A 23,655-nucleotide genomic window follows, 5' to 3' on the forward strand; every position below is an offset into this window, starting at 1 on the left:
TCAATTTTGTAGTTTTTAAGCTAAATAATTATGATGAAAAACGAATTTTACCTGCAGATTACAATTCAAAGCATATTATTATTACAATACTGCAGGCAGATTTTTTACAGAATAGAAAGGTACAGAAAATGTTATTTAGTCAATAAATAATATTAATAATTATTTAAAATCATAGGCTTACTGATCTTTCTGAACTGGGTATATTCTCATAATAGTCAGGATTTTTTATTCTCTTGAGTTTCTTAAAAAATGAATCTTTTTTGTTATTATCGCTCTGAGAGTCAAAATCTTTTTTTATGCTCTTCAATAAATTATCGAATTCGAGAAAAATTTTTATTCTTAATTGATAATCAGATTTTTTATGATCACTGTTTGTTTTATAAAATACTACAGCTTCATTACTAAGCGTGGTTATTTCTTTTTGTAACAAAGCTTTTGACGTGAATTGATTACTCAGTTTCATTGCCTGCTCGGTCAATTCACCAAACTTTGCTTCGTATGTTTCTATTTTCATTCTAATCCTTAAAGAGTTATTCTTAACTGCATGAAAATGAAGCAAAAAATATGCCGCTTTATTGAGTTTGGATTTAATTGCAGTCTGGATGAGAAACAGCGGACCTCAGGATTAAGAAGTTTTTTCATGCTAAGAAATCGGGTTCCGCTACGCTACACCCAGGCTACAATTATAATATTAATCTTATATATCTTTGTTTTCTTTATTAAAGCCTCCCTTACATGCAGGGGAGTTCAAAACGCTTTTTCCCTTATTTTCCCATTCTTCTGGGGCAAATAAATGCATGCTTAAGGCATGTAGTCCGAGTTCAAATTCATTTTTCAGCAATTGATTTAATAGTCTATGGCGTGCGATTCGTGATAAATCAGTAAATTGTGAAGAAACGACAGTAACTTTGAAATGAGTTTGTGCGTTTTCCGGAACATGGTGGTTGGCTGATTCATCTTCAACACTTAAATAAACGGGAATTAGCTCTTGTTCGATCAATGCTTCAATACGATTTTTACGTGACATATTTAACTCTTACTCATTAAGTATAAAAATTCATAATAAAAAAGCCGCCTTAAAGCGGCTTTTAAAAAAGATAGGATTAGATTCTGCAATTTGCTGGAACATAACGGTCATCGGCAGCATTTTGTACTGCACAAACCCAGGTAATTGGATTTGTAGGTGGTGTTCCCGCAACAAGTGGTTGTCCATTAGATGACGGAGTCAAGGTAAGAACCACATTGTTTGCTAGAGCAGTGTAGGTTACTGTAATTACACCAGTCGCTGGAGTAACTACAACACTTGCAACGTTAGGCGTTTGGGGAGGTTGGGCCCAACCCAAGTCTAAAGCACTAGCGCCCGTCGTGGCATTTTCAGAAATCGTAGTCTGTGCTGAAGAGGCAAGACTTAATCCTTCTGTTACACGCGCTCTAACAACATAATCCTGATAAGCTGGAATAGCAATTGCGGCAAGAATACCAACTATTGCCACTACTATCATCAACTCAATTAAAGTAAAGCCTTTTTGTTTCATTATTTGCTCCTAATGATTCGTACAACGATAAATATGCAAAAAAAATGCCATTTATCAGAAACTTACAACACAAATAGGCCAAAACAACGATACAACCTGCCATGGCAAGAAAAGGAAGTCCTCTTTACTTCTTTTCCTATTCTTATTGTAGCAGAACCCAATAAGGGTTGCTTGAATTGCAGTAATGAATGGTTGTTTTTGCTCCACCTACCGCGCATGAAGCGCGGTAGGTGGAGCGGTTTCTGAAAATTTTAATTCCTAATATATCTGCTATTTTATATGACTAAGTACTTTAGGTACCAATTGATTCTTTAAGCGAACATAATCAGGTAGCCCGTTAACGTAGTCTGGGTACGCTTCGCCTTGAATTAAAGGTAACAAATATCGTTTGCATTCAGCAGTAATACCCATTCCATCTTCGGCAATATATGTTTTAGGCATGGCTTTTTCTTGATTCGCAACATTAGCTAGTTGAACATGGCCAATAGACCATTGATAGGGTTCATCATGTTCACGAACGATTATTGGCATGATGGCATTATGACCCTTTATGGCATATTCTACTGCGGCCTTACCAAGCGCATAAGCCTGATCCAGATCAACTTTTGAGGCGATGTGGCGGGCTGCGCGTTGTAAATAATCTGCAACTGCCCAGTGGTATTTGTAATTCAGTTCCGTTTTGATGTACTGAGCAATGACTGGTGCAACACCACCTAATTGGGCATGACCGAATGCATCACGAATTCCAGCCTCACTTAAGAATTTACCTTCGGTATTACGAATTCCTTCTGACACGACAACAACACAATAACCATAATTTTTAACGCATTCGTCTACTTTTCTCAGGAATTTTCCTTGTTGGAATGGAACTTCAGGTAATAAAATGATGTGGGGTGGCTCATCAGGGTGTTGACTTGCCAAGCCACTGGCTGCCGCAATCCATCCAGCATGGCGTCCCATTACTTCTAGAATAAAGACTTTTGTTGATGAAGCTGCCATTGATGCAACATCAAAACCTGCTTCTCGGGCAGAAATAGCTACATATTTAGCTACAGAACCAAATCCGGGGCAGGTATCAGTATAGGGAAGATCATTATCTACCGTTTTTGGTATGCCGATACAGATAATTGGATAGCCCATTTTAGAGCCTATTTGCGATATTTTATGTGCTGTATCTTGTGAGTCACCACCACCGTTATAGAAAAAATATCCTATATTATGGGCTTTAAAAACCTCAATTAAACGCTCATATTCATCACCGTCCTCTTTTAACTTATAACGGCAAGAACCAAAAGCACCAGAAGGTGTTTGTAATAATTTGGCGATATCTGCATCACTCTCTAGTGATGTATCAATAAGCTCTTCATTTAAAGCACCAATAATCCCGTTTTTGGCTGCGTAGACTTTGCCAATATGTTGTGGATATTGCCTTGCAGTCTGAATCACAGCACAAGCTGACGCATTAATTACAGCGGTTACGCCACCTGATTGAGCATATATTGCATTTTTTACAGTCATTCTTTCTCCTTGTTGAAGTAATTACCTGCCTCATAGCCTCTTGGGGAGAATAAGAGAAGAGATAAGTAATCGCTTAAATTCTTATTTTTTGATTTTCATATTCATTAATCACTGCGTCAATGCTTTGAATTAGTTCTGCAAAAGGAGTAGCAAGCTCTTCAATTGATGCGGTATGCGCAGCCAGTTTTTCTACATGAACTACTTTTTTCTGTAAAGTAGGTACTCCAGAAAAACAACATGCTCCATGAAGTTTATGTGCCGCTTCTCCTATTTTTTTGATATTTTTATCATGCATTAATTGGATAAATTCATCACGATTTTTATGTAATTCCTCGACAAATCGCGCAAGAAATTCTTCAGCAAGCACTTGATTTCCTGATACTTTTTGCACACATAATTGCCAATCAATTGCAGCGTGTTTTGCCTTATCTGCAATACGAAGAATTTGGGTCAGTAGTTGTTTTTCATCTATAGGTTTTTGCAAGCAAAAGTCGACACCTGCTTTTTTGAGATCAATGCTGTTCACATCACTGCCATTTGCACTAATTAGCACGATAGGGGTATGGCGGTTTAGTTGTGATTTGTGTCGAATGAGTCGAGCTGCTTCTAATCCATTTATTTTAGGCATCTGTAAATCGAGTAAAATCAAGTCGTATTTTTTGTCATTACAAGCCGATACAGCCATTTCACCATCATCAACAGCAGTCATATTGGCGTGGGTGCCTAATAAAGAATCCAAGAGCATTTTGTTCACTGGATTGTCTTCAGCGATGAGCAAGTCTGGGTGCATGAAACGTAATTGCTCTCTTAAGCCATCTAATTCATGATTGACTGGTTTTTCAACGTTTTCTTGGCTGGTTAGAGACTCAATAACATCTTGTAGTTTTTGAATACTAATTGGCTTATATAAAAAGCCTTGTGCACCGAGTGCAGTGTAGTCATTGATGAGCCATTTGGAAATCAACACATACGGGAAATAATTATGTTCGGAAATGATTTCAGCAATTTTTTGCTCATAACCTTTATTAATATTGAGAAAAGCAATATTGCAGTCTTTATTATTCTCAAGAGCACTTGCAAGATGATTCAATGAATTTACGGGAATACACTCTATTCCCCAATAACCAAGGCCATTACATAGTGCTTCTAAATGTAGCGAATTATCATCAAAGCATAACATTTTAAAGTGAGCGAAGGGGTGTATTTGATTTTTTTCTATTTCGTAGGCAACTAACTTTTCAACCTTAACATTCGCGATAAAGCTGGAACCTTTATTGAGTTCACTGGTAAAGGTAATGCGACCATGCATTTCTTCACAGAGTTTTTTACAAATGACCAATCCGAGACCTGAACCGCCATAGCGTCGAGTAATGCTGGTATCTGCTTGGTTAAAGGCAGTAAATAATTTGCCTTGATCTTCTGGAGAAATACCCAAACCTGTATCAATGATACTGATGCATAAAGTGTAATCTTTTTCCGTTTCCTGCTCCACTTTAGTGCGAATCAGAACATAACCATGATCTGTAAATTTAACCGCATTAGTCACCAAATTAGTAATGAATTGTTTGATTCTAAAGGGATCACCCAAGACAATTTTGGGTACACTGACATCGGTTATTGGGATTAAATCAATTCCTTTTTTGTGGGCATTGGGAGCTGCGAGTGTTAGTACTTCATCAATACAATGACGTATATTTAACGGGATGCAATCAAGATGTAGTTTTCCAGCATCAATTTTAGAAAAATCAAGGATATCATTAATAATTCCTAGCAGGTCTTGTGCGGAGGCTTTAATCGTTTTGACATAATCTAATTGTAATGGATCAAGCTTGCTTTCCAATAAAACGTTAGTAAAGCCAATAACACCATTCATAGGTGTACGGATTTCGTGACTCATATTGGCAATGAATTCTGATTTTTGCCGACTTTTTTCTTCTATTTTTTTCTTCTCAAGTGAGAGCTCAATATTTTTTTCTTCCAATAGCTCAAGACTTTGTTGTAAATCTTCGGTGGCTACTTCGATGTGTTGATTTAAATCACGCATTGTTTCGAGGTATTTTTTCTGCAAATGGGTGCAACCTTGCTCAATGATACCCAATTCGCCTGCGCTCGTTGTTTTGATTTCTGTTTCGAATTCATTTCGTAAAATTTGTTTCATGCTCCGACGCAAGCGAGAAATGGGCAAATAAATACGCTTGGAGAGAAAATAGTGGATGGTTAATCCCATAAGCAAGCCAAATAGAGTAATAAAGATAGTTACAATGAGCATTTGGTAACGTTTTATTATCATCGAGCGCGTATCAATATCAATGGATAACCAGCCTAGAATATCATCTGCACGCGAAGCCATTGGACTGAGGATATTCTTAAAAGAGGAATTGGAATAAAGATTGAATTTAGGAATAGTAACTGGTGCGATGAAATTAATTGTAAACGGATTAATTTGCTTGCTTTCAATATAATCCCCCGTAAATTTAGGCGGACTAAATGGTTTATCCAACGAATGTTTGCCGCCGCGATATGCAAGTAGTTGTCCGTCGCTACTGTAAAAGGCAAGGGCCTTCACTTCTGGATTGATTGTGGATGCATTAATTAAACCTTGCAAAGTGCGGTCATCACGGCGCAGCATGGCGTATTGTGCAGCAGGAAGCAATTGACGGATGTAAGCCTCTCCCAGACGCGACATGTGCTGCTTCAAGTCATTACCAAAAAGTCCATTATAAAAAATAGCGAGAAGCAGTGCGACTAAAAAGGCTGGAATTAGGGTGGTAATTCTTAGTTGATACTTAATACCAATGCTTTTCAAAATGTCTCACCAAATAGTTTGGATAATACTTTAATTTTAGCCTGCATCGCACGCAACGTAACGTAAAGGGTGATAAGCGGGCTAAAGTCTGCTCATAATATCCTTCACCCAGGCTTTAAAGTCAGTTATTATAGCCCGATTATTTTATTCCTTACAATGTGGAAGAGATTATGACAGTTAGAACCCGATTTGCACCAAGCCCAACTGGTTTTTTACACGTGGGTGGAGTAAGAACTGCTTTATTTTCATGGCTTTATGCAAAGCGCCATCAAGGTAAGTTTATTTTGCGTATAGAGGATACGGATCAAGAACGTTCTACTAAGGAATCGGTACAAGCTATTTTAGATGGTATGTCTTGGTTAGGTATGGATTATGACGAGGGTCCTTTTTATCAAACGGAGCGTTATGATCGATACAATCATGTCGCGCAACAATTTTTGGATGAGGGTAAGGCTTATCGTTGTGAGTGCAGTAAAGAACGTCTGGAAGCTTTAAGAACCGCACAATTAGAAGCTAAAGAAAAACCGCGTTATGATGGTCACTGTCGTGATAGAAACTTACCTTTATCGGATAAGCCCTATGTAATCCGTTTTAAAAATCCTGAACAAGGAATTGTTACGTTTCATGATGAAGTCTATGGAGAAATCCATGTTGGAAATAGTGAGTTGGATGATTTGATTCTTGTTCGTTCTGATGGACACCCAACCTATAATTTTGCTGTGGTTATCGATGATATAGATATGAAAATAACCCATGTAATTCGTGGCGATGATCATATTAATAACACGCCAAGACAGATTAACTTGTTTCAAGCACTTAATGCACCAATTCCTGTATTTGCTCATTTACCGATGATCTTAGGTGAGGATGGTAAACGTTTATCCAAAAGACATGGTGCCGTAAGCGTACTGCAATTTAAAGAATTAGGTGTTTTACCTCATGCGTTACTCAATTATTTAGTGCGTTTAGGTTGGTCTCATGGTGATCAGGAAATCTTTAGTATTAATGAAATGATTGAATGCTTTGATTTAAAGAATGTGAGTCGAGGTGTTTCGAGTTTTAATTATGAAAAGTTGTATTGGTTAAATCAACATTATCAAAAAAATGATTCTGTTGAAGAGGTTGCTCAAGCATTACGTTGGCACTTTGAACAGGCGGGTATTGATCTTTCTAAGGGACCCAAATTAACAGATTTGGTCGCGATTCAGGCAGAGCGATGTAAAACTTTAGTAGAAATGTGTCAAATGAGTTTATATTTTTTTACTGATTCAATTGAATATGATGAAGCAGCAGTAAAAAAACATTTGCGTCCAGTTGTTTTGGAGCCACTGACAGCACTTTATGAACGGTTTCAAACGGTAACGTCTTGGGAAAAAGACCATTTGCAAGAGTGTATTAATGACATCAGTGCGCAATTTGATATCAATATGGGGAAAATAGCACAACCACTGCGAGTCGCTGTAACAGGCTCGGGTATGTCGCCATCTATTGATATGACACTGACTTTATTAGGTAAAGAAAGGGTCTTAACACGCCTTAAAAATGCTTTACAACAATTAAACACTAGGGCTCAAGCCAGTAGTTAATTTCTATATTTGTTGTGTTTTATGCTCTGCAGGTTGAAGGAAATGATGATCTGCAGATTCTATATTCTTAGACTCGTGAATATCGTATTTTGATATGAGTGATAATTTTAATAAAAAAGGATGATGCTTATGAAATTAAAATCACAGTTATTTGGATTAGCCTTTATGGCTTTTTTAACTGCCCCAATGCTTTATGCTGATAGTTATTCTAACCTCACAAATCAGTTGCAGAAAGAAATAGAGGGCTATTATCAGAAGTACAGTAAAAAAGAAAAATTTTCAGCGATAGCTGCAACCGTCTTAATTCCCCAAAATCGTATGAGTTCTAAAAAAGAAACTCACACGGTAGTACATGGTACTATGGGGTTTCCTCCTTTATCGCAACCGATTACAGCAAACAATTTGTTTGATATTGGCAGTATTACCAAATCATTTACTGCACTTATTTTGTTGCAATTACAGACAGAAGATAAATTGACTCTTGATGATCCTTTAGGGAAATGGTTACCACAATATCCTAATTGGAAAAATGTTACTTTAAGACAATTACTAAATATGACCAGTAGTATTCCAAATTATTCTGAAGATGAGGAATTTTCCAGAAAAATGGAGGCGCATTTAGATAAGATTTGGACCGATGAAGAATTATTAAAGTATGCTCATCCTGAAAAACCACTCAAGAAGAGAAAAGATAATCTTTTTGAATACTCAAATTCTAATTATATTCTGGCTGGTTTAGTGATAGAAAAGGTGACCAATGATACTTTTGCCAACCAATTAAAATTACGCATTATTAATTCACAAAATGGCTTAAATGATTCGTTTTATCTTGCAGGACCTGACAGCCAAGCTATAGCAAAATCAGTTGAGGAACGTAGAGTACATGGATATTTTTTTGATGAAAAAACAAATAAATTAATTGATACGATATCTAATGACTTATCTTGGGCAGGCGCTGCTGGCGCAATCGTTGCAACTACTGAAGACGTAATGCGTTGGGTACAATTACTTTATCACGGTACATTGATCAAGCCAATTTATAGAGAGCGAATTTTAGCTGAGCTGGAATCTGTGGTCTCTATGAAAACCGGACAACCTATCCCTAAAGTAACTGCAGAAGATCCGCATGGATTTGGATTAGGAGTAGGGTCTCTTTATGATAAAGAACTGAAGCAACGTTTTTGGGTTTATAAAGGAAGTACTTTAGGATTTCGCGTGATGTATTTTTGGCAGCCTTGTAATAATGTGACCACAGTAGTTGCTTTAAATGGTAAGGGTGGTGAAGGTGATCCTAACTCTAAATTAGGTGATGAGATCATGAAAGCAAACCTAAGTTTATATAAAGCCATTTTAAAAAATTATCCTGAATTACAATGCATATCGTAAAGCCTTTTTTCTTAACCCTTCTCCATTTAGGAGAAGGGATTTTTCTAAGATATACACCTCGAGTAGATGGAGCAAATTGTTGTATTTGTGCCATAGTAGTAACAATGCAAATCGCATGATATAATTTGCGCTTTCCGCTTTAAAAATTATCATATATGACTAAAAGTAAAGTTCCTGTTACTCTTTTAACGCCTGATAATGAAAATATTGCATCGAATAATGTGGATGATGGAGCGTCTGATGATAAGGCCACCCCATCAGCAGATAATGAAAATGCCTCATTAGCAAAACCAAAATCAAAACCAAAATCAAAATCAAAACCAAAAAATAGTCCATTTTGCCCACCTGACAAGCTTAAAATTAATAAAAAAACTGATCATTTTTTTATTTCTATCAATAAGAGAAAGGGAGATGTACATTCTTTTGTGATGTTGGGGATATATGACCCGAAAAAAAATAAAGTCCAGCGCGTGCTTTGTCGCGTAGGAAAATGGGGCGATAGTGGAATTGATGAGCCTGACTATGCTGATAGTATGACGTTCATTTGTAATGCTCTTTTTTTCAGTAATAAATCAAAGTTAGGGGATGAAGGGGTCTGGAGGGAAGGCGCAGAGCTTCAACCAATGAGCTATCAAGCTTATGATATTTCTTATGAGCAATATTTGGAGTTTGTACAAATATTGGAATCAATCCAAACGGATAAGAATACTTTTGGATGTTATAAACCAGGGATAAAGGAAAATCCCCAAAAAACGGCACAAGATCATACCACTGAACAGCCTCAAGTAGAAGATTCTGGCTCTCTAAGCCCTTCTGAGCCGGCTACATTAGTATCCAGTGAACCTCAAGATGAAAATCCTGACCTAGTCACACTAACATACAGTATTCAACGCGTCTTTCCTTCTCGAGATGTCAGAAAGGTACAAGAAAGCGTGAATGGACTGAATATACATAACACATGCAGACACTCAGCAATTAGACTAGTCGAAGAAGTTCAGCATGCACCGGTCGGATCGATGGTTTCTTCCTGTTTTCTTTGGGGATTACCTTATGAAACGTATTTGGATCATGGTAAACCAAGTGAAAATGTCCCTTTTTATGCACTTCCAGCACCTCCAACGACCTTCGCGCATTTGGATGAGATCAAGCTCAATGTCCTTAAGAAACTCTACACGCGAATGGAAGAGATGCTGTGTCTAGAACCTGACTCTCCGGATACTCAAGATAAGTTTGCAACATTGAGGGATAAGTATTTAGACCTCGCGGGGCCAAAGAATGATTTATCTCTTGATGCATTACTAGAAGACATTCATACTTGGAAAGTAACAAATAAATCCACCTTAGAAGTTTTAAGAGAAAAGTATCTGTGGGATTATCTCCCTTTCTTTAAAAGAACATCCTCTACTATGAAACTAGTTTCCGAGTTAGAAAATGATCTTGAAACAGAAATCAAATTTAGAACACATGGCTAGAATCGCTCGTTTCTAGTATGCTCAACTAAGTATAAAACAGATGATTATGAATCACAGGAGTGAATATGAAACTTTATTATGCTAAGTCAGCGTGTTCCTTAACAGTACGTATCGTGCTTAATGAGTTAGGCTTTGATTTTCAAGATGAAGAAGTAGATTTAAAGACAAAAAAAACACACGCAAACGAGAATTATTTCTCAATTAATCCTAAAGGTGCGGTACCGGCACTGCAGCTTGATAATGGCGATGTGCTGACTGAAAATCAGGTTATTTTGCAGTATCTAGCGGATAGCTCACCTGGTCAAAAGCTTTTGGCTCCAGTCGGTGATTTAAAAAGATACCATACACTAGCATGGGTTAATTATGTTGCTACTGAATTGCATAAAACTGTAGGAATATTCTTTTATCCTAATCTCAATGAAGAAACAAAAAACATTTTCATGAGTCTCATTACTAGCCGATTCAAGTATCTTGACGAGCATCTTGCGCAGGGACCATATTTGATGGGTAAAGACTTTACCTTAGCGGACGCTTATTTATTTGTTATATTAAGATGGGCTTTTTATTTTAAATTAGATCTTTCTGCATATAAACATTTAGAGCAATTTATGAAAGTTGTTGCAGAGCGTCCTGCTGTTGTGACCTCGTTACAAGAAGAAAAACGGTAAGAAGTGCTTGTTCCCGATTAAGAACGTTTGTAGGGGTATTTTTTTGCTAAGTGCAAACGTTCTCCAAACTTTTTGCTCAGGGATAAGATAATTACCAACTGTAATTATTTGGAGGTGGAGCGTGTCTTTAAAGTCTACTTTTCAAGGTGGAATCGAACTTAATTTTTCTTCACAACGTAAATTTGAAACGACTGAAGGTGTCGCACAAGAAAATCAAGCGCCAATTATTGCACGCAATACAGTACGTTTTTTAATGATGGGATGGACGGAACAGTGGACTGAGTTTTTAACCCCATCTGTGGCTTATGCTGTTTTCGTAAAACGTGATCATAAATTATTACGAGAATTGCGTTTTGCGTTTCAACAAGGTTTTTTGGATCTTTTCGAGCAATTAAAAAATAAGGAGTTAACGCCGGAGCAAAAGGAGCAGGTTCATCTTTATTTAAGTAATTGCTTAACTTTGCTTCCTTATGGCGATCTAACACCTTATGAATCCATTAAAATCCCTCAATATATCGATGGTCATTTGGAGTTAATTGAATATCAAGTTAAACCAATCGAATTAACAGAACGATCATCATGGCAGAGTTTTTTTATTCATGACAAAGATCGTGTTTTTGCATATGGGCTTGAGCCACTTTTTCACAACAAAGCAGAATCCCACTTGATCTTTATGGGCACTACTTATCCAGCAGGACAAGGCTTTTTACCGCAGGTGAAAACTGACACTAAAGGGTTTGAAACGGTTGGCGAGTCACTTTATCAAACAGGGCGAGAGCGAATTCATAAATGGTTAAGCACACAAAAAAATAAAATACATGTATGTGGCGTAAGCCTTGGCGGTTCTTTAAGTTTATTACTTGCTATTGATAAAGGAAATTATGAGTTGTCGCGCGTTGATGCGCTAAATCCAGCAGGACTTCATGATGCCTGGTATAAAAATAGATATGATCATTGGGACGAATTAACGAATAAGCCATTAGTTGTCGTGCAAAAGCAAGGAAATGATCCTGTTTCAGCGTTTGGGATCTGGAAAGATGATTGGCACATTATTCAAGTCACTCCACCGCCGGATAAGCAAGGGCCTAATTGTTTTTGTGATCACTTTTTAAATTACGCTGGTTTTGCGGATACAACGTTTACATACATTGAGGCAAAACAGGATAATGCAAAAAGAACAGCACGTAATTTTTGGCTTTACACGCTTGGCAGAAGTTTCATTTATGGTTTTTTCTTGTTGCCATATACTTATGCAGCGCGTCCGCTTAGTTATTTTCTCATAAAAAACTGGATGATCTCGGCATCCGTATTAGGATTATTGGTAGGAGCAGGTCTTACAGCGGCTGGTATTTTGCCAGCAGTAGCTTTCTTTATTATTGCTGGAGGTCTATTTGCCACTATTTTTGTATACTCAGATATCCTTTACAAGAAAAATCCTGAAGCTTCTTCTCAACGTGCGCTTATAGAAAAAGAGGGGCTTCCTGAAATGCATGACCCATCTTTATCTCGCAATCCATCGATGGATATTTACAATAAGGACAATACGGTAGATATAAAACTGACTTATCAACAAATACACACTTATTATGAAGTGATGCGTTGTCTGGTAAAAGGGAAAGGTTTTTTGCCTGATGATAAAAAGAAAAGTAAGCACACAGAAGGAGTTAGCAAAAAATCACTACTCGAAGCAAGTTTGGAAGCCCCAAAGGCTGCAGTCGAAGTGCCTTTTACAGTGACTCGAGCTAAAGCAGCACATATCCGCCATACTTTAGATTTAGTACAACGATTAGGAAGGAAGAACGAAACCCTAAAAGCTAATGTAGAGGAATGTTACACCGAGTATCGGATAGGTAAGCATCTATAATTAATCATGGAAAAACAGGATAGGGAGGTTGAGCTTGTTAGACAAAACGACATTCAAAGGAGGCTTAGAGCTCAAGTTTTTTGAGCAAGGAGAATTTGAAGCCCTTGATGATGTAGATTCTTCTCAACATGGTCCTATTTTAGCGCGCAATATACTGCGTTTTTTTACTATGGGATGGACAAAATCTTGGACTCAATTTTTAACGCCCTCGGTCTTATACTCTTTTTTTCTGCAGCGAAATACGCATTTATTAAAAGATGTTCGTTTGGCCATGCAACAAGGGTTCCTAGAGCTTTTTAAGCAATTGCAGGACAAAGACTTGAATGCGGAGCAAAGGGAACAAGTTCAATTATATTTAAGTAACTGTTTGTCTATGCTTCCATATGGCGATTTAACTCCATATGAGTCTTTTAAAATTCCACAGTGCATTGATGGTCATTGGGCGTTAATTGAGTATCAGGTTACTCCAATTGAACTAACAGAACGACCTTGGTGGCAACGTTTTTTTACCTATGATTATGATCGAGTTTTTGCTTATGGACTTAAGCCCATTGTTCATAAAAAAGCAGAGTCCCACTTAATTTTTATGGGCACTACTTATCCTGCAGGCCAAGGTTTCTTCACGCAAATAAAAACTGATTCTAAAGGTTTTGAATCGATTGGATTATCCTTATACCGAAGTGGTAGAGAACGAATTCAAACGTGGCTAAGCCAACAGAAAAATTCAATTCATGTCTGTGGGGTGAGTTTGGGGGGCTCCTTAAGTTTATTGCTCTCTCTTGATAAAGGGAATTATAAAATATCACGTGTTGATGCATTGAATCCTCCTGGGCTTTTTGATCCTTTATTTAAAAGTAAATATGATCATTGGGATGAGCTGACAGAAAAACCTCGGGTTGTAGTACAAAAGCAGGGAAAGGATCCCGTTTCGTGCTTTGGCATTTGGAAAAAAGATTGGGAAATTATTCAAGTAGTACCTCCCAAAGACAAGCAAGGGCCTAATGCTTTTTGTGATCACTGTTTAAATTACGCAGGTTTTGCAGATACCGAATTTAGATATGTTTCTGCTGAGTATGATAACTCTCAGCGTAAAACACACCATCTCTTTTTGAATGCAGCTGTGAGATCGTTTATTTATTATTATGTATTAGTGCCTTATAGTTATGCGTTTCGTCCTTTGGGGAATTATGTGCTAAATAAATTTCTTCCCCGAGTTACAGGGAGTACATCTCAAGGGCTTATAGCGCAAATACATCATCCAACTCTGCCTCGAAATTCAACAATGGATATTTATGATAAAAACAACACTATTGAACTGGATCTGAGCTATCAGCAAATAAATACCTATTATCAAGTCATGCGCTGTCTTGTTAAGAATAAAAATTTTATACCCAGTCAAAACAAAGAAAGTCAGCATATTCAAGGGATGACTAAAAAAGCTTTATTAACAGATGTCAGTGATTCTGGAAAGTCGCATATGCAGGTTTCTTTTAAGGTAACTAAAGCTAAGGCGGCGCATATAATACAGACTTTAGCCTTAGTTCATCAATTGGGGATGGAGAATAAAGAAAAACTTAAACATGAGTTAGAGAAACACTACGAAACATATCGGTTGGGCAAGCAATAAGCTGCTATGGTTTAGTAAACTAGCAAGTGTAGCAACTGTCTTAAAATAAAATTCAAGACAGTTGCTACGTCTATTTTACTTTTTTCAGCAACGACGCATAAATAATAGTGAACTCGGACTAAATGATACTAATCCGAGTTTACATTGTATGAGTATTTTTAACTTTTAAAAGCGATAAATTAGATGGACTGCAACTGAATAAAGGAAAGGATAATAGGAATCTGCCGGATTAAGTTGTGACTCTCCATAACCCGCAGTAAAATTGCCTGCAACTTCGCCGGTAATGTGCTCAGTAAAATGATAATTTACGCCTACGCTGAAAGCAGGTCCAGGACGCCAGTCATTAACAACAATATCTTTACGATGCACACCAGCAACTCCCGCACCGGAAAAGATTTTCATTTGGGAATGAGGAATAGGGACCATGAGTTTTCCCATCAATGTCACGACTTCAGTTTGAGTCGTTAAAACTTCTAAGCCATCGTGATCGAAACTGAATAAACTTATAGAATCGAAATGAACATTGGCTTCAGGAAAGTGCACATAATTGGCTTCAATAGCAAAGTAACGAGTAAATTCATAACCAGCTAAAACACCCCAGGCACTTCCTCCTTCTTCAACTTTGATTGGCGTTGATAACATTAAGGCAAGATTTTGATTTTCTTCACTTGGAACTAAGCCTTCCCAGGTAGTTGAACCAAAACCGGCAATCGCACCGACATAAAAAGGGTGGTGGGGCATATTATCAGTTTCTGCCAAACAAAAAGATGTTGAAAGAAATAAGAATGAGAATAAAAATAATTTTGAATTTTTATTATGCACAATAAGTACTCTACCAAAATTGCTTTAATCATTAGAATTTCTGGTTGGGCTAAAGCTAGCCCAACCTTAATCATTTTTTGTTGACTGTATAATTTAATATAAATTAATGACAGGGTTGCTTATTGGAACTACAGACTCTACCTCGAGAATCTACACCACCCAGGCGATAACAATTCCAATTATCAAGACAATCTTGCTTTGTAGTATAGGGCTGAGCAGCACATGCTTTTTCCAATGAACCATATACACTGACCATGCGAGCATAGAGCATATTCATGTCTTGGCACATTCCAGAAGGCAAACCAGAGCTAGTACAGTAACACGTTGCAACTGTTTTAAATGAAGAACAGAAATTAACATCGTCGGTAGGAACCGCATTACCACAAGCCGCAACATTTCCATTTGCAAAAACTGAGAAACTAAGTAAAAACATTAAACCTGCAAAAAATCCACGAATCATTTTTAACATCCTCCTTTGGGGGCGAAAATTTATCTGAATTACTCTATCAGAAAATTAATCGAGCTGCAAAAGATCGGCATTAATATTATGTGTTTAGCAGTCAATAACCTTAACTTCATTTGCCGTATTCTCATAATGTTGCGGCAAAAGCAATAGTAGGAATTCCAATCTCAATTGATTTAAAAAAACTGTTCTGCCTGTTCACGTTTTAACTTAAGTTCACGCGCATTATTCTCAATTGCTATTGATTCCATGAGCCGAATAACCTCTTGTGCAATTTTCTCACGAAACGCGGGTTTTAAATTGGCAGAAATAACTAAGTAATGTGCATTTTGGTTGCCATCGCGCAAGAAACTGGCTTCAAAAATATAGTCTATTGCCAACAAATCATCATTATTGTTTTTAATTTGTTTTGTATCAAAACCAAATAACTCCAAATTTCTATGAGAATACTCAACGAAATTGCCTCTGATATTAAGATTAATAAGAAATTTGGTATTTCGTTTAAATGACATCATACGACTGCCACATCGTTGTAAAATTTTTCGATAAATGGATGGTACTTTGAGTAGCTTTGTATAGAGTGGGGTAACTAAATGAGTAAAAAATTTTTCGATCATATTAGGTTTAAACGAGCCAATGGAACAGAGTTTGACTAAGTTTGAGCAGTGTTGATAGTTACTGGTATCAATAATCGCGTTACGTATTTGTTGAGATAAACTGATTAATGTGGCTTTATCATCAAGGCTAATTTTGGTGGGCTCCACTCTTAGAAAACAGCCAATCGTATTATCATAAATTGGATTATCACGTGTAGATTGAATAATATTTATATAAGTATAAGGAGTTTCACTTTGATAGTTACCACAGCAATTTCTTAAGGCTAATGCAATCACGGCACATAATGCATTATTAATACTGATGTGGTTGCGTTCGCAAAAAAGCTTGAGATGAGTTAATAAGTCTCTAGGGATTACTGAATAAGTAGAATAGGGAATATGCGCAGTTTGCATGTCTGCGATTACGTACTCTTCCGGAAATGTAAATAAGCTGGCATCTTTGAGATATTCGTCCCAAAAAGAACTGTCTTCTTCCAAATGCATTTTCATTGCAGTGCGTTCACTAAAAATATGCTCTTTAAAACGCGTATCTATTTCAATTTGCTCAAGCGCTAATTGATTATAATGTTGATAAAATCGCGATAATTCAGCGAATAAAATATCTGTGCAATAGTCATCAGAAATTAAGTGGGGCACGCAAATTTGCAGTTCCGATTCATGGCCATTTAAATAAAATAATTTACCAATAATTAAAGGAGTTTTTTTAGGCCATGGATAAAAGTTAATGAGTTGCGTCATCGACTTCTGCAGTTCATGTTCACTGTGTTGCATTGAGTGTGATGTAAGATCATTAATAATCAAATTAAATGTATAATCTTTTTGTATTTTTTGTGCGGGTTTTAATTTTAATACCTGATAAGTTAATGATTCATGTTTTTTTATAAGCGCTTGAAAAGCAAACTCTAAAGCGCGCTCATTTAAATGACCGAACATCCTTTTTCTAGCAACAATATTTAGCTTTTGTGCTCTAGGCTCAAATGTATTTGACATCCAGAGTAAGAACTGAAAATCACTCAAAGGAATATTGATTATTTTATGATAGTTAGGATGTTTGTCTAAGCGTTTTTTCTTATTCTTTTTAGTACTCTTGATAATTGGAGTGAGTGTGGCAATGTTTGTGGCTTTATAAAAGTCATGTATGCTAATGTCCCTATTTAAATCTCCGTTTATTTTCGAAATAATACGTGCTGCCGATAAAGAGTGGCCTCCTAAATCAAAAAAATCATCATGAATACCAATGAGTTGGACTCCTAATTCATCTGACCAAATTTGTGCAAGCTTTTTCTCTAAAGCACTAACCGGCTCAACATAGTTATGACTAACAATTAATGAGGGTAAAGGTAGAGCAGCTTTGTCCAGTTTACCATTAGCAGTCAGTGGGAATGAGTCAATCCTTACAAAAACTGAGGGGAGCATGTATTCAGGAAGTTGTTTTTGTAAATATTTGCGTATTTGATTTGCATTTAATGTCGTATTATTGTTTTTCAGTATGTAGTAAGCGACTAATCGTTGTTCTCCAAAAGAATCTTTTTGGGCGAGTAGAGCAACTTCTTTAATAGCAGAATGGGTCAGCAAGTGTTTTTCTATTTCACTAGGCTCGATACGATATCCACGTATTTTAACCTGCTCATCAATCCTTCCTAAATATTCAATGACTCCATCGACGCGTTTTTTGCATAAGTCACCTGTTCTATATAAACGCGTATTATCATATGAAATAAATTGCTGCTGTGTTAATTGGGGTTGATTTAGGTAACCTCGATCCAGGCATGTTCCGCCGATATATAATTCACCCACTTCTCCATCCAGAACAGGTTGACCATTAGTATCGAAAATAACGCAACTCATATTGGAACCAGTTGTCCCGATAGGTACGTTGGTATCTAAATCAGCACAATTTAGAATGTTTATTTCATAAGTTGATACGGCTACAGTTGCTTCTGTTGGTCCGTATTCATTATACAAAACATGTTTGGGGTACAGTTTAAGCCAAGATTGGCATTCAGCAGACGATAAATTTTCTCCACCAATAATAATGGAGTGTAATTGGGGCAACGCAATGAAGTGATTTTTTGCTTCTTGCAAAAGCACTTTAAAATAACTGGGTGTTAACTTGATGGTATTAATGCGTGATTTCGCGAGATAATGTAAATAAGAGGGTACTTCTTTCTTAACGGGCTCTTCGCAAAGAACAACAGTTAGTCCAAGCATTAAAGGAATAATAGTTAAAGTGACTGCCATGTCAAAAATAGGATTTGCGGAGAAATCAATTCGTTGCTGAGGTTTGCAGTGTGTATAGTCAGCAAACCATTTACAGTAATTAACCACAGAACGATGCTCAATAAGCACGCCTTTTGGAGTTCCAGTGGATCCTGATGTATAAATGATATAAGCCAAATGTTCTGCGGTATTGGCTGGCGGTAGATTATCTATGGGCTGTTTTTTGATGCTGCTATCATCTTGATTCAAGAGAATCACAGAGCCTTGGTAGGATGTAAATTTATCTTTGAACGATGATTTTGTGATTAAAATTGGTGCTTGACTATCATTAAGTAAAAATAACAAACGCTCATTCGGCTGTGATGCATCTAAAGGTAGATAAGCTCCACCTGCTTTTAAAATGGCAAGAAGCGTAATGAGAAAATCAAATGAACGGTCTAAACACAGTGCAACAGGAGTGTCTGGCTTTACACCTAAGCTTTGTAAGTAATGAGCGAGTTGATTTGCTCTTTGATTGAGCTCTCCGTAAGTCAGTTTTTCATTCCCTTTTAGAACAGCGACATAATTAGGAACGTTGTGAGCATGCTCTTCAAATAAGGCTTGTATTATTTTTTTATTAGCCATTTTTTATCCTAAATTCGGCAGTTAAGGAATAGCGCGAAAAACTAAAAACTTATGCTGAATTCAAAGATATCTTAGTTATTTTTTGTGAATTTTTATAGATCTTAATTAAATTAAAAATTCTATTATCGTCCATAAGAAATAACTAAAAAACCTTTAAATTCAGTATAGTAAACACTACTGGTATATTCAAGATTACAGCTTGGGCAAGAGTCGATCCAGCCATTTGGGGAGGTACCAGACCCAATTTTTAAAGAGAGCCATGGTAGCAGGTACTAAAAAGCTTCGTATTAAAAAAGCATCAACGAAAATGGCGACTGCAATACCCAGCCCGAATGCTTTGACCATTAATACATCGGCGATTAAGAAGGAACAGCAAATCACGATAACGATAAGAGCCGCACTCGTAATAATACGGCTGCTTTTTTCAATACCAAAAATAATACTTTGATTATTGTCTTTAGTTAACTGATGTGCCTCTTTAATTCGAGTCAGTAAAAAGACTTCATAGTCCATGGAAAATCCAAATAAAGCACAAAATATAATGACTAATAAACTAATATCGAGCATTTCCTGAGGTTGGAAGTTAAGTATATTCGCCATAAATCCTTGCTGAAATACAAACACCAATGCACCGTATGAAGCACAAAGGCTTAATAGCGTCATTAAAATCGCTTTCAACGGTAAAAAGAGCGATCTTAAGAGCAAAAGTAAGATGAGGTATGAAAATACAATGATCCATAGGATGGCATAAGGAAGAACACGATAAATACTATGTAGCACATCAATGTTACTTACAGCGACTCCAGTCAGTTGTACTTTTAATCCTGAACCTAATTTGATGTGATGTAATTCATTAATCAAATTTTTGGTTTCTTCAGAATTGACTGGATACTTGCTTATCACATTAATAACCGCTAAATGTTTGGTTGTAGTTGTTTCCAATAACTGTTTTACACGTGGATCGAGTAATTTTTTATTTAAATGATACAGCGTATAATATTGATCCTTTTTTAGATCTGATTTACTGCTGATAATGCCATTGACCTCTTTGACCGATGGATTATGTTTTAACTTATGAACCAAATTATATATTTTGGACAAGTTATTGCGTGAAGTGATTGAAGAAGAGGGTGATTCGATCACCAGGACTATAGGATTTAATTGTTCAATCTGAAATTTTTTTGCATACACATCATAAAAAGCCCGGTGTTCTGAGTTTTCTGGAAAAATACGATAATCTGATATGCCAAATTTTGCTTCTAAAAATGGGTATCCAAGCACCAATAAAAATATAAGTATAGGGAAGAAAAAAAGATAGGGGCGACGTACAACTCGCTCTGCAAGCCAGCGCCACCAGCTGTAATGATTTTTGTTCCTAAATAAACGTACAGACAAGAAGTTAATTTTTGATTTGAGCACGGCAAGAATTGCTGGTAAAAATATCGTGGAAATTAATACCGCAAAAAAAACGGCGGCTAATCCACCAACGGCAACTGAAAATAAGATATTGACTGGAAATAAAAATAAGGCACTAAGACTTATAAAAACAGCCAGACCACTAAAGAAAATTGCTTTACCCGCTGTTTCTTGGGTTGTTGCAATTGCTTCTTCAATATTTAATCCATTTTTTAATTCATCTCTAAATCGGCTAATAAAAAATAATGAATAATCCAAACATAAGCACAAGCCGAGCAATAAGGCGATGTTGATTGTGAAAATAGAAAGAGTAAATAGATGACCAAGGAAATAGAGTGTGGTTAAAATGATTATTGCACATCCACCGCCTAAAATAATTGGAAGTGTGGCTGCGACTACTGAGCCAAATACAAGAATTAAAGTGATGATAGCTATAGGTGTGGCAACAAAATCCGCTTTATAAAGGTCAGTTTGTGTCTGTGTATTCACGTTTTGTACGAAAAGCGGTTCTCCTCCCAATAGGACTGTCATATGAGCAGGTTTTTTTATTGATTTTTTAAACTGTGCTAATAATTCATCACTAATAGGCTTATTCGTTTTGATAATCACTGCAACATAAGCTGTGTGTTTATCTTTGGAAATTTGATGCGTATCATTGGGGTAAATGATTTCGTGTTTAATTGGAAAATCCTTTAAATCTGACAACGATTTTTTAATTTTTTCTTTGAATTGAGATTTAGTCGCTAAAAGTTTCGGACTCTGGTACATAATAAGAAATTTATTTTTATCGTTGTAGCCTAACTTTTTATCCATGTATTGTTCAGCGCGTGCGCTTGCAGAACTCTCATCAATAAACCCAGTTGTTTTAAATGGAGTAATGATATGGGGTAAAAATGGAATGCAGAGTAAGATGGCAAGTAACCATAATACTATAATTGGCCATCGCAGCTTATTTATAACTCTTCCTAATCTGTATGAAAGTGCTTTTTTTTGCATTTTTATTATCGGAACTCCATATTCCGTGGATTCATAAAAATTAATGACTCTTTAATTATATTAGTATAAATTAGACAACATGTGTAAATTAATGAGTGAAAAGATATTTGTGCATCAATATCATGACTTAATAACTCTTTTTTATAATTGTTTCGGCGTAGAATTTAATACCAGACTTATTAAAGGCGACAACGAGCCAATATACTTACCCGCTGATGAGCAACGCCCTTATAATGCTTTATATTTTGCTCATGGTTTTTTTAACAGCGCATTGCATGAATGCTCTCACTGGCTTATTGCTGGTGAAGCGCGTAGAAAGCAAGTTGATTTTGGATATTGGTATATGCCAGATGGACGGACTGCAGAGCAACAGATTTTATTTCAGCATGTTGAAGTAAAACCACAGGCATTGGAGTGGATACTTTCGAAGGCTGCAGGACATAAATTTTATATCAGTATTGATAACCTCAATGGGGCAGAATCAGATAGTACCTCCTTTAAACTGGCTGTTTATCAGCAAGTCGCACATTATTGCACACAGGGGTTATCACAACGTGCACAAAAATTTCGCGATGCCTTATGTGCTTTTTATAATCAGCCAAGTGCATTGAGGATTGAAGATTTTTCGTTAGAAGAAATTTGAGTCATTGCAGCCTAGGTGAGTGCATAAGCCGTAACCCAGGTTTCGCTGCGCTTCACCCAGGCTACAATGATTGAATCAATGATGTAGTACCACACCAATAGTCCAATCTAGATTTTGTGCTGGAGGGATATAATTCACGGTTTGATTTTCTGTTAAGCCATAGCCTTCTACCATTAATGCATAATAAAAAGCAGGTAAAAGACAATAGGACTCAATGTATTCATTATTAGGAAATTGATTGCTGATGCTTTCCCATGATTGGTGACAAACCAGACTATTTGCTTGTTGCAGCAAATCTTGAATGGCTAACTGATTGTCATGGAACTTGAACGGTTTGCTTTCTACAAGATTTGGAAAACCACCAATGGCATACCACGAGCTGATACGGCTGGCAGCAAGAAGCGGTTGGACTTCTTTTTTAACTTTGTGCATTTTAATTAATGGTGATACCTCGTGTTCACAAGTAAAAACATCACCTTGTGCAGAGCTCCCGTCAGGAAGAGGGTAACCCTCTGAGAAGCATGAAGCTGTATCTAGAAGTTGGTGCGCCATTTCATTTTGTCCAAGTCCCAGAAAACTGTGCACGGATAAGTTGATATGTTGGCCATACAGATCCAATTCAACGTGTGTACCCTCATTGTCGATATTTTTTTGAATTGGGAAAACAATTTGCACCGAAGCGCCACCAATATCCATAACGCCTACGGATTGACTGGAAGGTGACTGGAGTGCTCTTATGTGATAATTCACTGCAAGCCAATCGTATAATGCTTCATCATGCCCAGTAATTGTTTTTGCGTCCATCAGTTGCCATTCGGATTTCTGTTTAAACCAGTTTTGTACTTCTTTATAATAAATTTTTTGCTTGGTTTGGGGCACAAGGCGCATTCCTGCTGTTGCATAAAAATAAACAGGTATATGTTGTGCAGGAGCTCCTGAGAAGAGGGTTGTTAGGTATGCATCTATGGTATTTTGATTGGCTTCAATCATTGCAAACCCAGGTTTGACTTTCTTAGACCATATTTCTGAAATATGAGAAGGGGTATTCGTTTCATCAAGGTCATATGCAAATATATGAAGTCTTGATCCGGTACTTCCAGCATCAACAACGGCAATGCACTGATGCTCAGTACATGAAGCAGGATCAGCATAAACATCAGTAACTACTACAAAAAAACATGAAAGAAAAAGCACAAAACGCAGCATAATAAGAATCTCAATAATAAGTCGATAAATGATACAGTATGTTTTTTTTATTTTCAATATGGTATTATGTGGAAGAAATGATACACTATTTTTACATTTTCATGTAGGTTGAAGTTACCTTCAGTCGTTCAGGTTGGAGCAAAAATCCAACCTTCTTTTTTATTTAGGTCCGTTTTTCAGGCAGTA

The 23,655-nt window shown here is 36.7% G+C and carries 17 protein-coding genes; 7 read left to right on the forward strand and 10 right to left on the reverse strand.

Annotated elements, in window-relative coordinates:
* Window positions 1-169: 169 nt before the first annotated feature.
* The 5 genes from Lste_RS05155 to letS all read right to left on the reverse strand — a co-directional run bounded on the left by Lste_RS05155 (window position 170) and on the right by letS (window position 5,862).
* Window positions 170-514, reverse strand: coding sequence for a hypothetical protein (locus Lste_RS05155; protein ID WP_058510006.1), 345 nt, complete (start codon window positions 512-514; stop codon window positions 170-172).
* 183 nt (window positions 515-697) lie between these two features.
* Window positions 698-1,027, reverse strand: a complete 330-nt coding sequence (locus tag Lste_RS05160; RefSeq protein ID WP_058510007.1) for a BolA family protein — start codon at window positions 1,025-1,027, stop codon at window positions 698-700.
* 76 nt (window positions 1,028-1,103) lie between these two features.
* Window positions 1,104-1,535, reverse strand: a complete 432-nt coding sequence (locus Lste_RS05165) for a pilin (RefSeq protein ID WP_058510008.1) — start codon at window positions 1,533-1,535, stop codon at window positions 1,104-1,106.
* Window positions 1,536-1,805: 270 nt separating this feature from the next.
* Window positions 1,806-3,053 carry a 6-phosphofructokinase gene (locus Lste_RS05170; RefSeq protein WP_058510009.1) on the reverse strand — a complete coding sequence of 416 codons (1,248 nt, stop codon included), beginning with the start codon at window positions 3,051-3,053 and terminating at the stop codon, window positions 1,806-1,808.
* Between the two features lie 73 nt (window positions 3,054-3,126).
* Window positions 3,127-5,862 (reverse strand): two-component system sensor histidine kinase LetS, encoded by a 2,736-nt coding sequence (letS, locus tag Lste_RS05175; RefSeq protein WP_157070709.1) that lies wholly within the window; start codon window positions 5,860-5,862, stop codon window positions 3,127-3,129.
* Between the two features lie 167 nt (window positions 5,863-6,029).
* On the opposite strand from letS, the gene gltX reads away from it, so the two are divergent.
* The 6 genes from gltX (at window position 6,030) to Lste_RS05205 (ending at window position 14,462) form a co-directional block, all read left to right on the forward strand.
* A complete protein-coding gene (gene gltX, locus Lste_RS05180; protein WP_058510011.1) occupies window positions 6,030-7,445 on the forward strand; it encodes a glutamate--tRNA ligase in 1,416 nt (471 codons plus the stop codon).
* A 165-nt stretch (window positions 7,446-7,610) separates the two neighbouring features.
* Complete coding sequence (locus Lste_RS05185; protein WP_420324188.1) at window positions 7,611-8,831, forward strand: serine hydrolase domain-containing protein; 1,221 nt, start codon at window positions 7,611-7,613, stop codon at window positions 8,829-8,831.
* 155 nt (window positions 8,832-8,986) lie between these two features.
* Window positions 8,987-10,303, forward strand: a complete 1,317-nt coding sequence (locus Lste_RS05190; RefSeq protein WP_068310906.1) for a hypothetical protein — start codon at window positions 8,987-8,989, stop codon at window positions 10,301-10,303.
* Window positions 10,304-10,368: 65 nt separating this feature from the next.
* Window positions 10,369-10,971 (forward strand): glutathione transferase GstA, encoded by a 603-nt coding sequence (gene gstA, locus Lste_RS05195; RefSeq protein ID WP_058510013.1) that lies wholly within the window; start codon window positions 10,369-10,371, stop codon window positions 10,969-10,971.
* A 121-nt stretch (window positions 10,972-11,092) separates the two neighbouring features.
* Window positions 11,093-12,835: a hypothetical protein gene (locus Lste_RS05200; RefSeq protein ID WP_058510014.1), complete on the forward strand. Its 1,743-nt coding sequence runs from the start codon at window positions 11,093-11,095 to the stop codon at window positions 12,833-12,835.
* Between the two features lie 34 nt (window positions 12,836-12,869).
* On the forward strand, window positions 12,870-14,462 hold the full coding sequence (locus Lste_RS05205; RefSeq protein WP_058510015.1) for a hypothetical protein: 1,593 nt from the start codon (window positions 12,870-12,872) through the stop codon (window positions 14,460-14,462).
* 165 nt (window positions 14,463-14,627) lie between these two features.
* Here Lste_RS05205 and Lste_RS05210 read toward each other — a convergent pair whose 3' ends face one another.
* The 4 genes from Lste_RS05210 to Lste_RS05225 form a co-directional block, all read right to left on the reverse strand.
* On the reverse strand, window positions 14,628-15,284 hold the full coding sequence (locus tag Lste_RS05210; protein ID WP_083503914.1) for an outer membrane beta-barrel protein: 657 nt from the start codon (window positions 15,282-15,284) through the stop codon (window positions 14,628-14,630).
* A gap of 103 nt (window positions 15,285-15,387) precedes the next feature.
* Window positions 15,388-15,753, reverse strand: a complete 366-nt coding sequence (locus tag Lste_RS05215) for a hypothetical protein (RefSeq protein ID WP_237760430.1) — start codon at window positions 15,751-15,753, stop codon at window positions 15,388-15,390.
* Between the two features lie 170 nt (window positions 15,754-15,923).
* On the reverse strand, window positions 15,924-19,208 hold the full coding sequence (locus Lste_RS05220) for an amino acid adenylation domain-containing protein (RefSeq protein WP_058510018.1): 3,285 nt from the start codon (window positions 19,206-19,208) through the stop codon (window positions 15,924-15,926).
* Between the two features lie 192 nt (window positions 19,209-19,400).
* Complete coding sequence (locus tag Lste_RS05225) at window positions 19,401-21,620, reverse strand: MMPL family transporter (protein ID WP_058510019.1); 2,220 nt, start codon at window positions 21,618-21,620, stop codon at window positions 19,401-19,403.
* Between the two features lie 109 nt (window positions 21,621-21,729).
* Here Lste_RS05225 and Lste_RS05230 point away from each other — a divergent pair, with 109 nt between their 5' ends.
* Window positions 21,730-22,263, forward strand: a complete 534-nt coding sequence (locus Lste_RS05230; protein WP_058511652.1) for an elongation factor P hydroxylase — start codon at window positions 21,730-21,732, stop codon at window positions 22,261-22,263.
* Window positions 22,264-22,338: 75 nt separating this feature from the next.
* Here the strand turns inward: Lste_RS05230 and Lste_RS05235 are convergent, their stop codons facing one another.
* The gene (locus Lste_RS05235; RefSeq protein ID WP_058510020.1) at window positions 22,339-23,469 is read right to left on the reverse strand and encodes an acetate and sugar kinases/Hsc70/actin family protein; all 1,131 of its coding nucleotides are present in this window, start codon (window positions 23,467-23,469) and stop codon (window positions 22,339-22,341) included.
* Window positions 23,470-23,655 lie beyond the last annotated feature (186 nt).

The sequence above is a fragment of the Legionella steelei genome (assembly GCF_001468005.1).
GTDB classification, from domain to species: domain Bacteria; phylum Pseudomonadota; class Gammaproteobacteria; order Legionellales; family Legionellaceae; genus Legionella; species Legionella steelei.

What these genes read in the sequence shown, in the direction of transcription:
- Lste_RS05225 (WP_058510019.1), bottom strand. Translation starts at nt 21,620, where the DNA reads ATGCAAAAAAAAGCACTTTCATACAGATTAGGAAGAGTTATAAATAAG.
- Lste_RS05235 (WP_058510020.1), bottom strand. Translation starts at nt 23,469, where the DNA reads ATGCTGCGTTTTGTGCTTTTTCTTTCATGTTTTTTTGTAGTAGTTACT.
- gstA (WP_058510013.1), top strand. Translation starts at nt 10,369, where the DNA reads ATGAAACTTTATTATGCTAAGTCAGCGTGTTCCTTAACAGTACGTATC.
- gltX (WP_058510011.1), top strand. Translation starts at nt 6,030, where the DNA reads ATGACAGTTAGAACCCGATTTGCACCAAGCCCAACTGGTTTTTTACAC.
- Lste_RS05165 (WP_058510008.1), bottom strand. Translation starts at nt 1,535, where the DNA reads ATGAAACAAAAAGGCTTTACTTTAATTGAGTTGATGATAGTAGTGGCA.
- Lste_RS05190 (WP_068310906.1), top strand. Translation starts at nt 8,987, where the DNA reads ATGACTAAAAGTAAAGTTCCTGTTACTCTTTTAACGCCTGATAATGAA.
- Lste_RS05185 (WP_420324188.1), top strand. Translation starts at nt 7,611, where the DNA reads ATGGCTTTTTTAACTGCCCCAATGCTTTATGCTGATAGTTATTCTAAC.
- Lste_RS05220 (WP_058510018.1), bottom strand. Translation starts at nt 19,208, where the DNA reads ATGGCTAATAAAAAAATAATACAAGCCTTATTTGAAGAGCATGCTCAC.
- Lste_RS05170 (WP_058510009.1), bottom strand. Translation starts at nt 3,053, where the DNA reads ATGACTGTAAAAAATGCAATATATGCTCAATCAGGTGGCGTAACCGCT.
- Lste_RS05160 (WP_058510007.1), bottom strand. Translation starts at nt 1,027, where the DNA reads ATGTCACGTAAAAATCGTATTGAAGCATTGATCGAACAAGAGCTAATT.
- Lste_RS05155 (WP_058510006.1), bottom strand. Translation starts at nt 514, where the DNA reads ATGAAAATAGAAACATACGAAGCAAAGTTTGGTGAATTGACCGAGCAG.
- Lste_RS05215 (WP_237760430.1), bottom strand. Translation starts at nt 15,753, where the DNA reads ATGTTAAAAATGATTCGTGGATTTTTTGCAGGTTTAATGTTTTTACTT.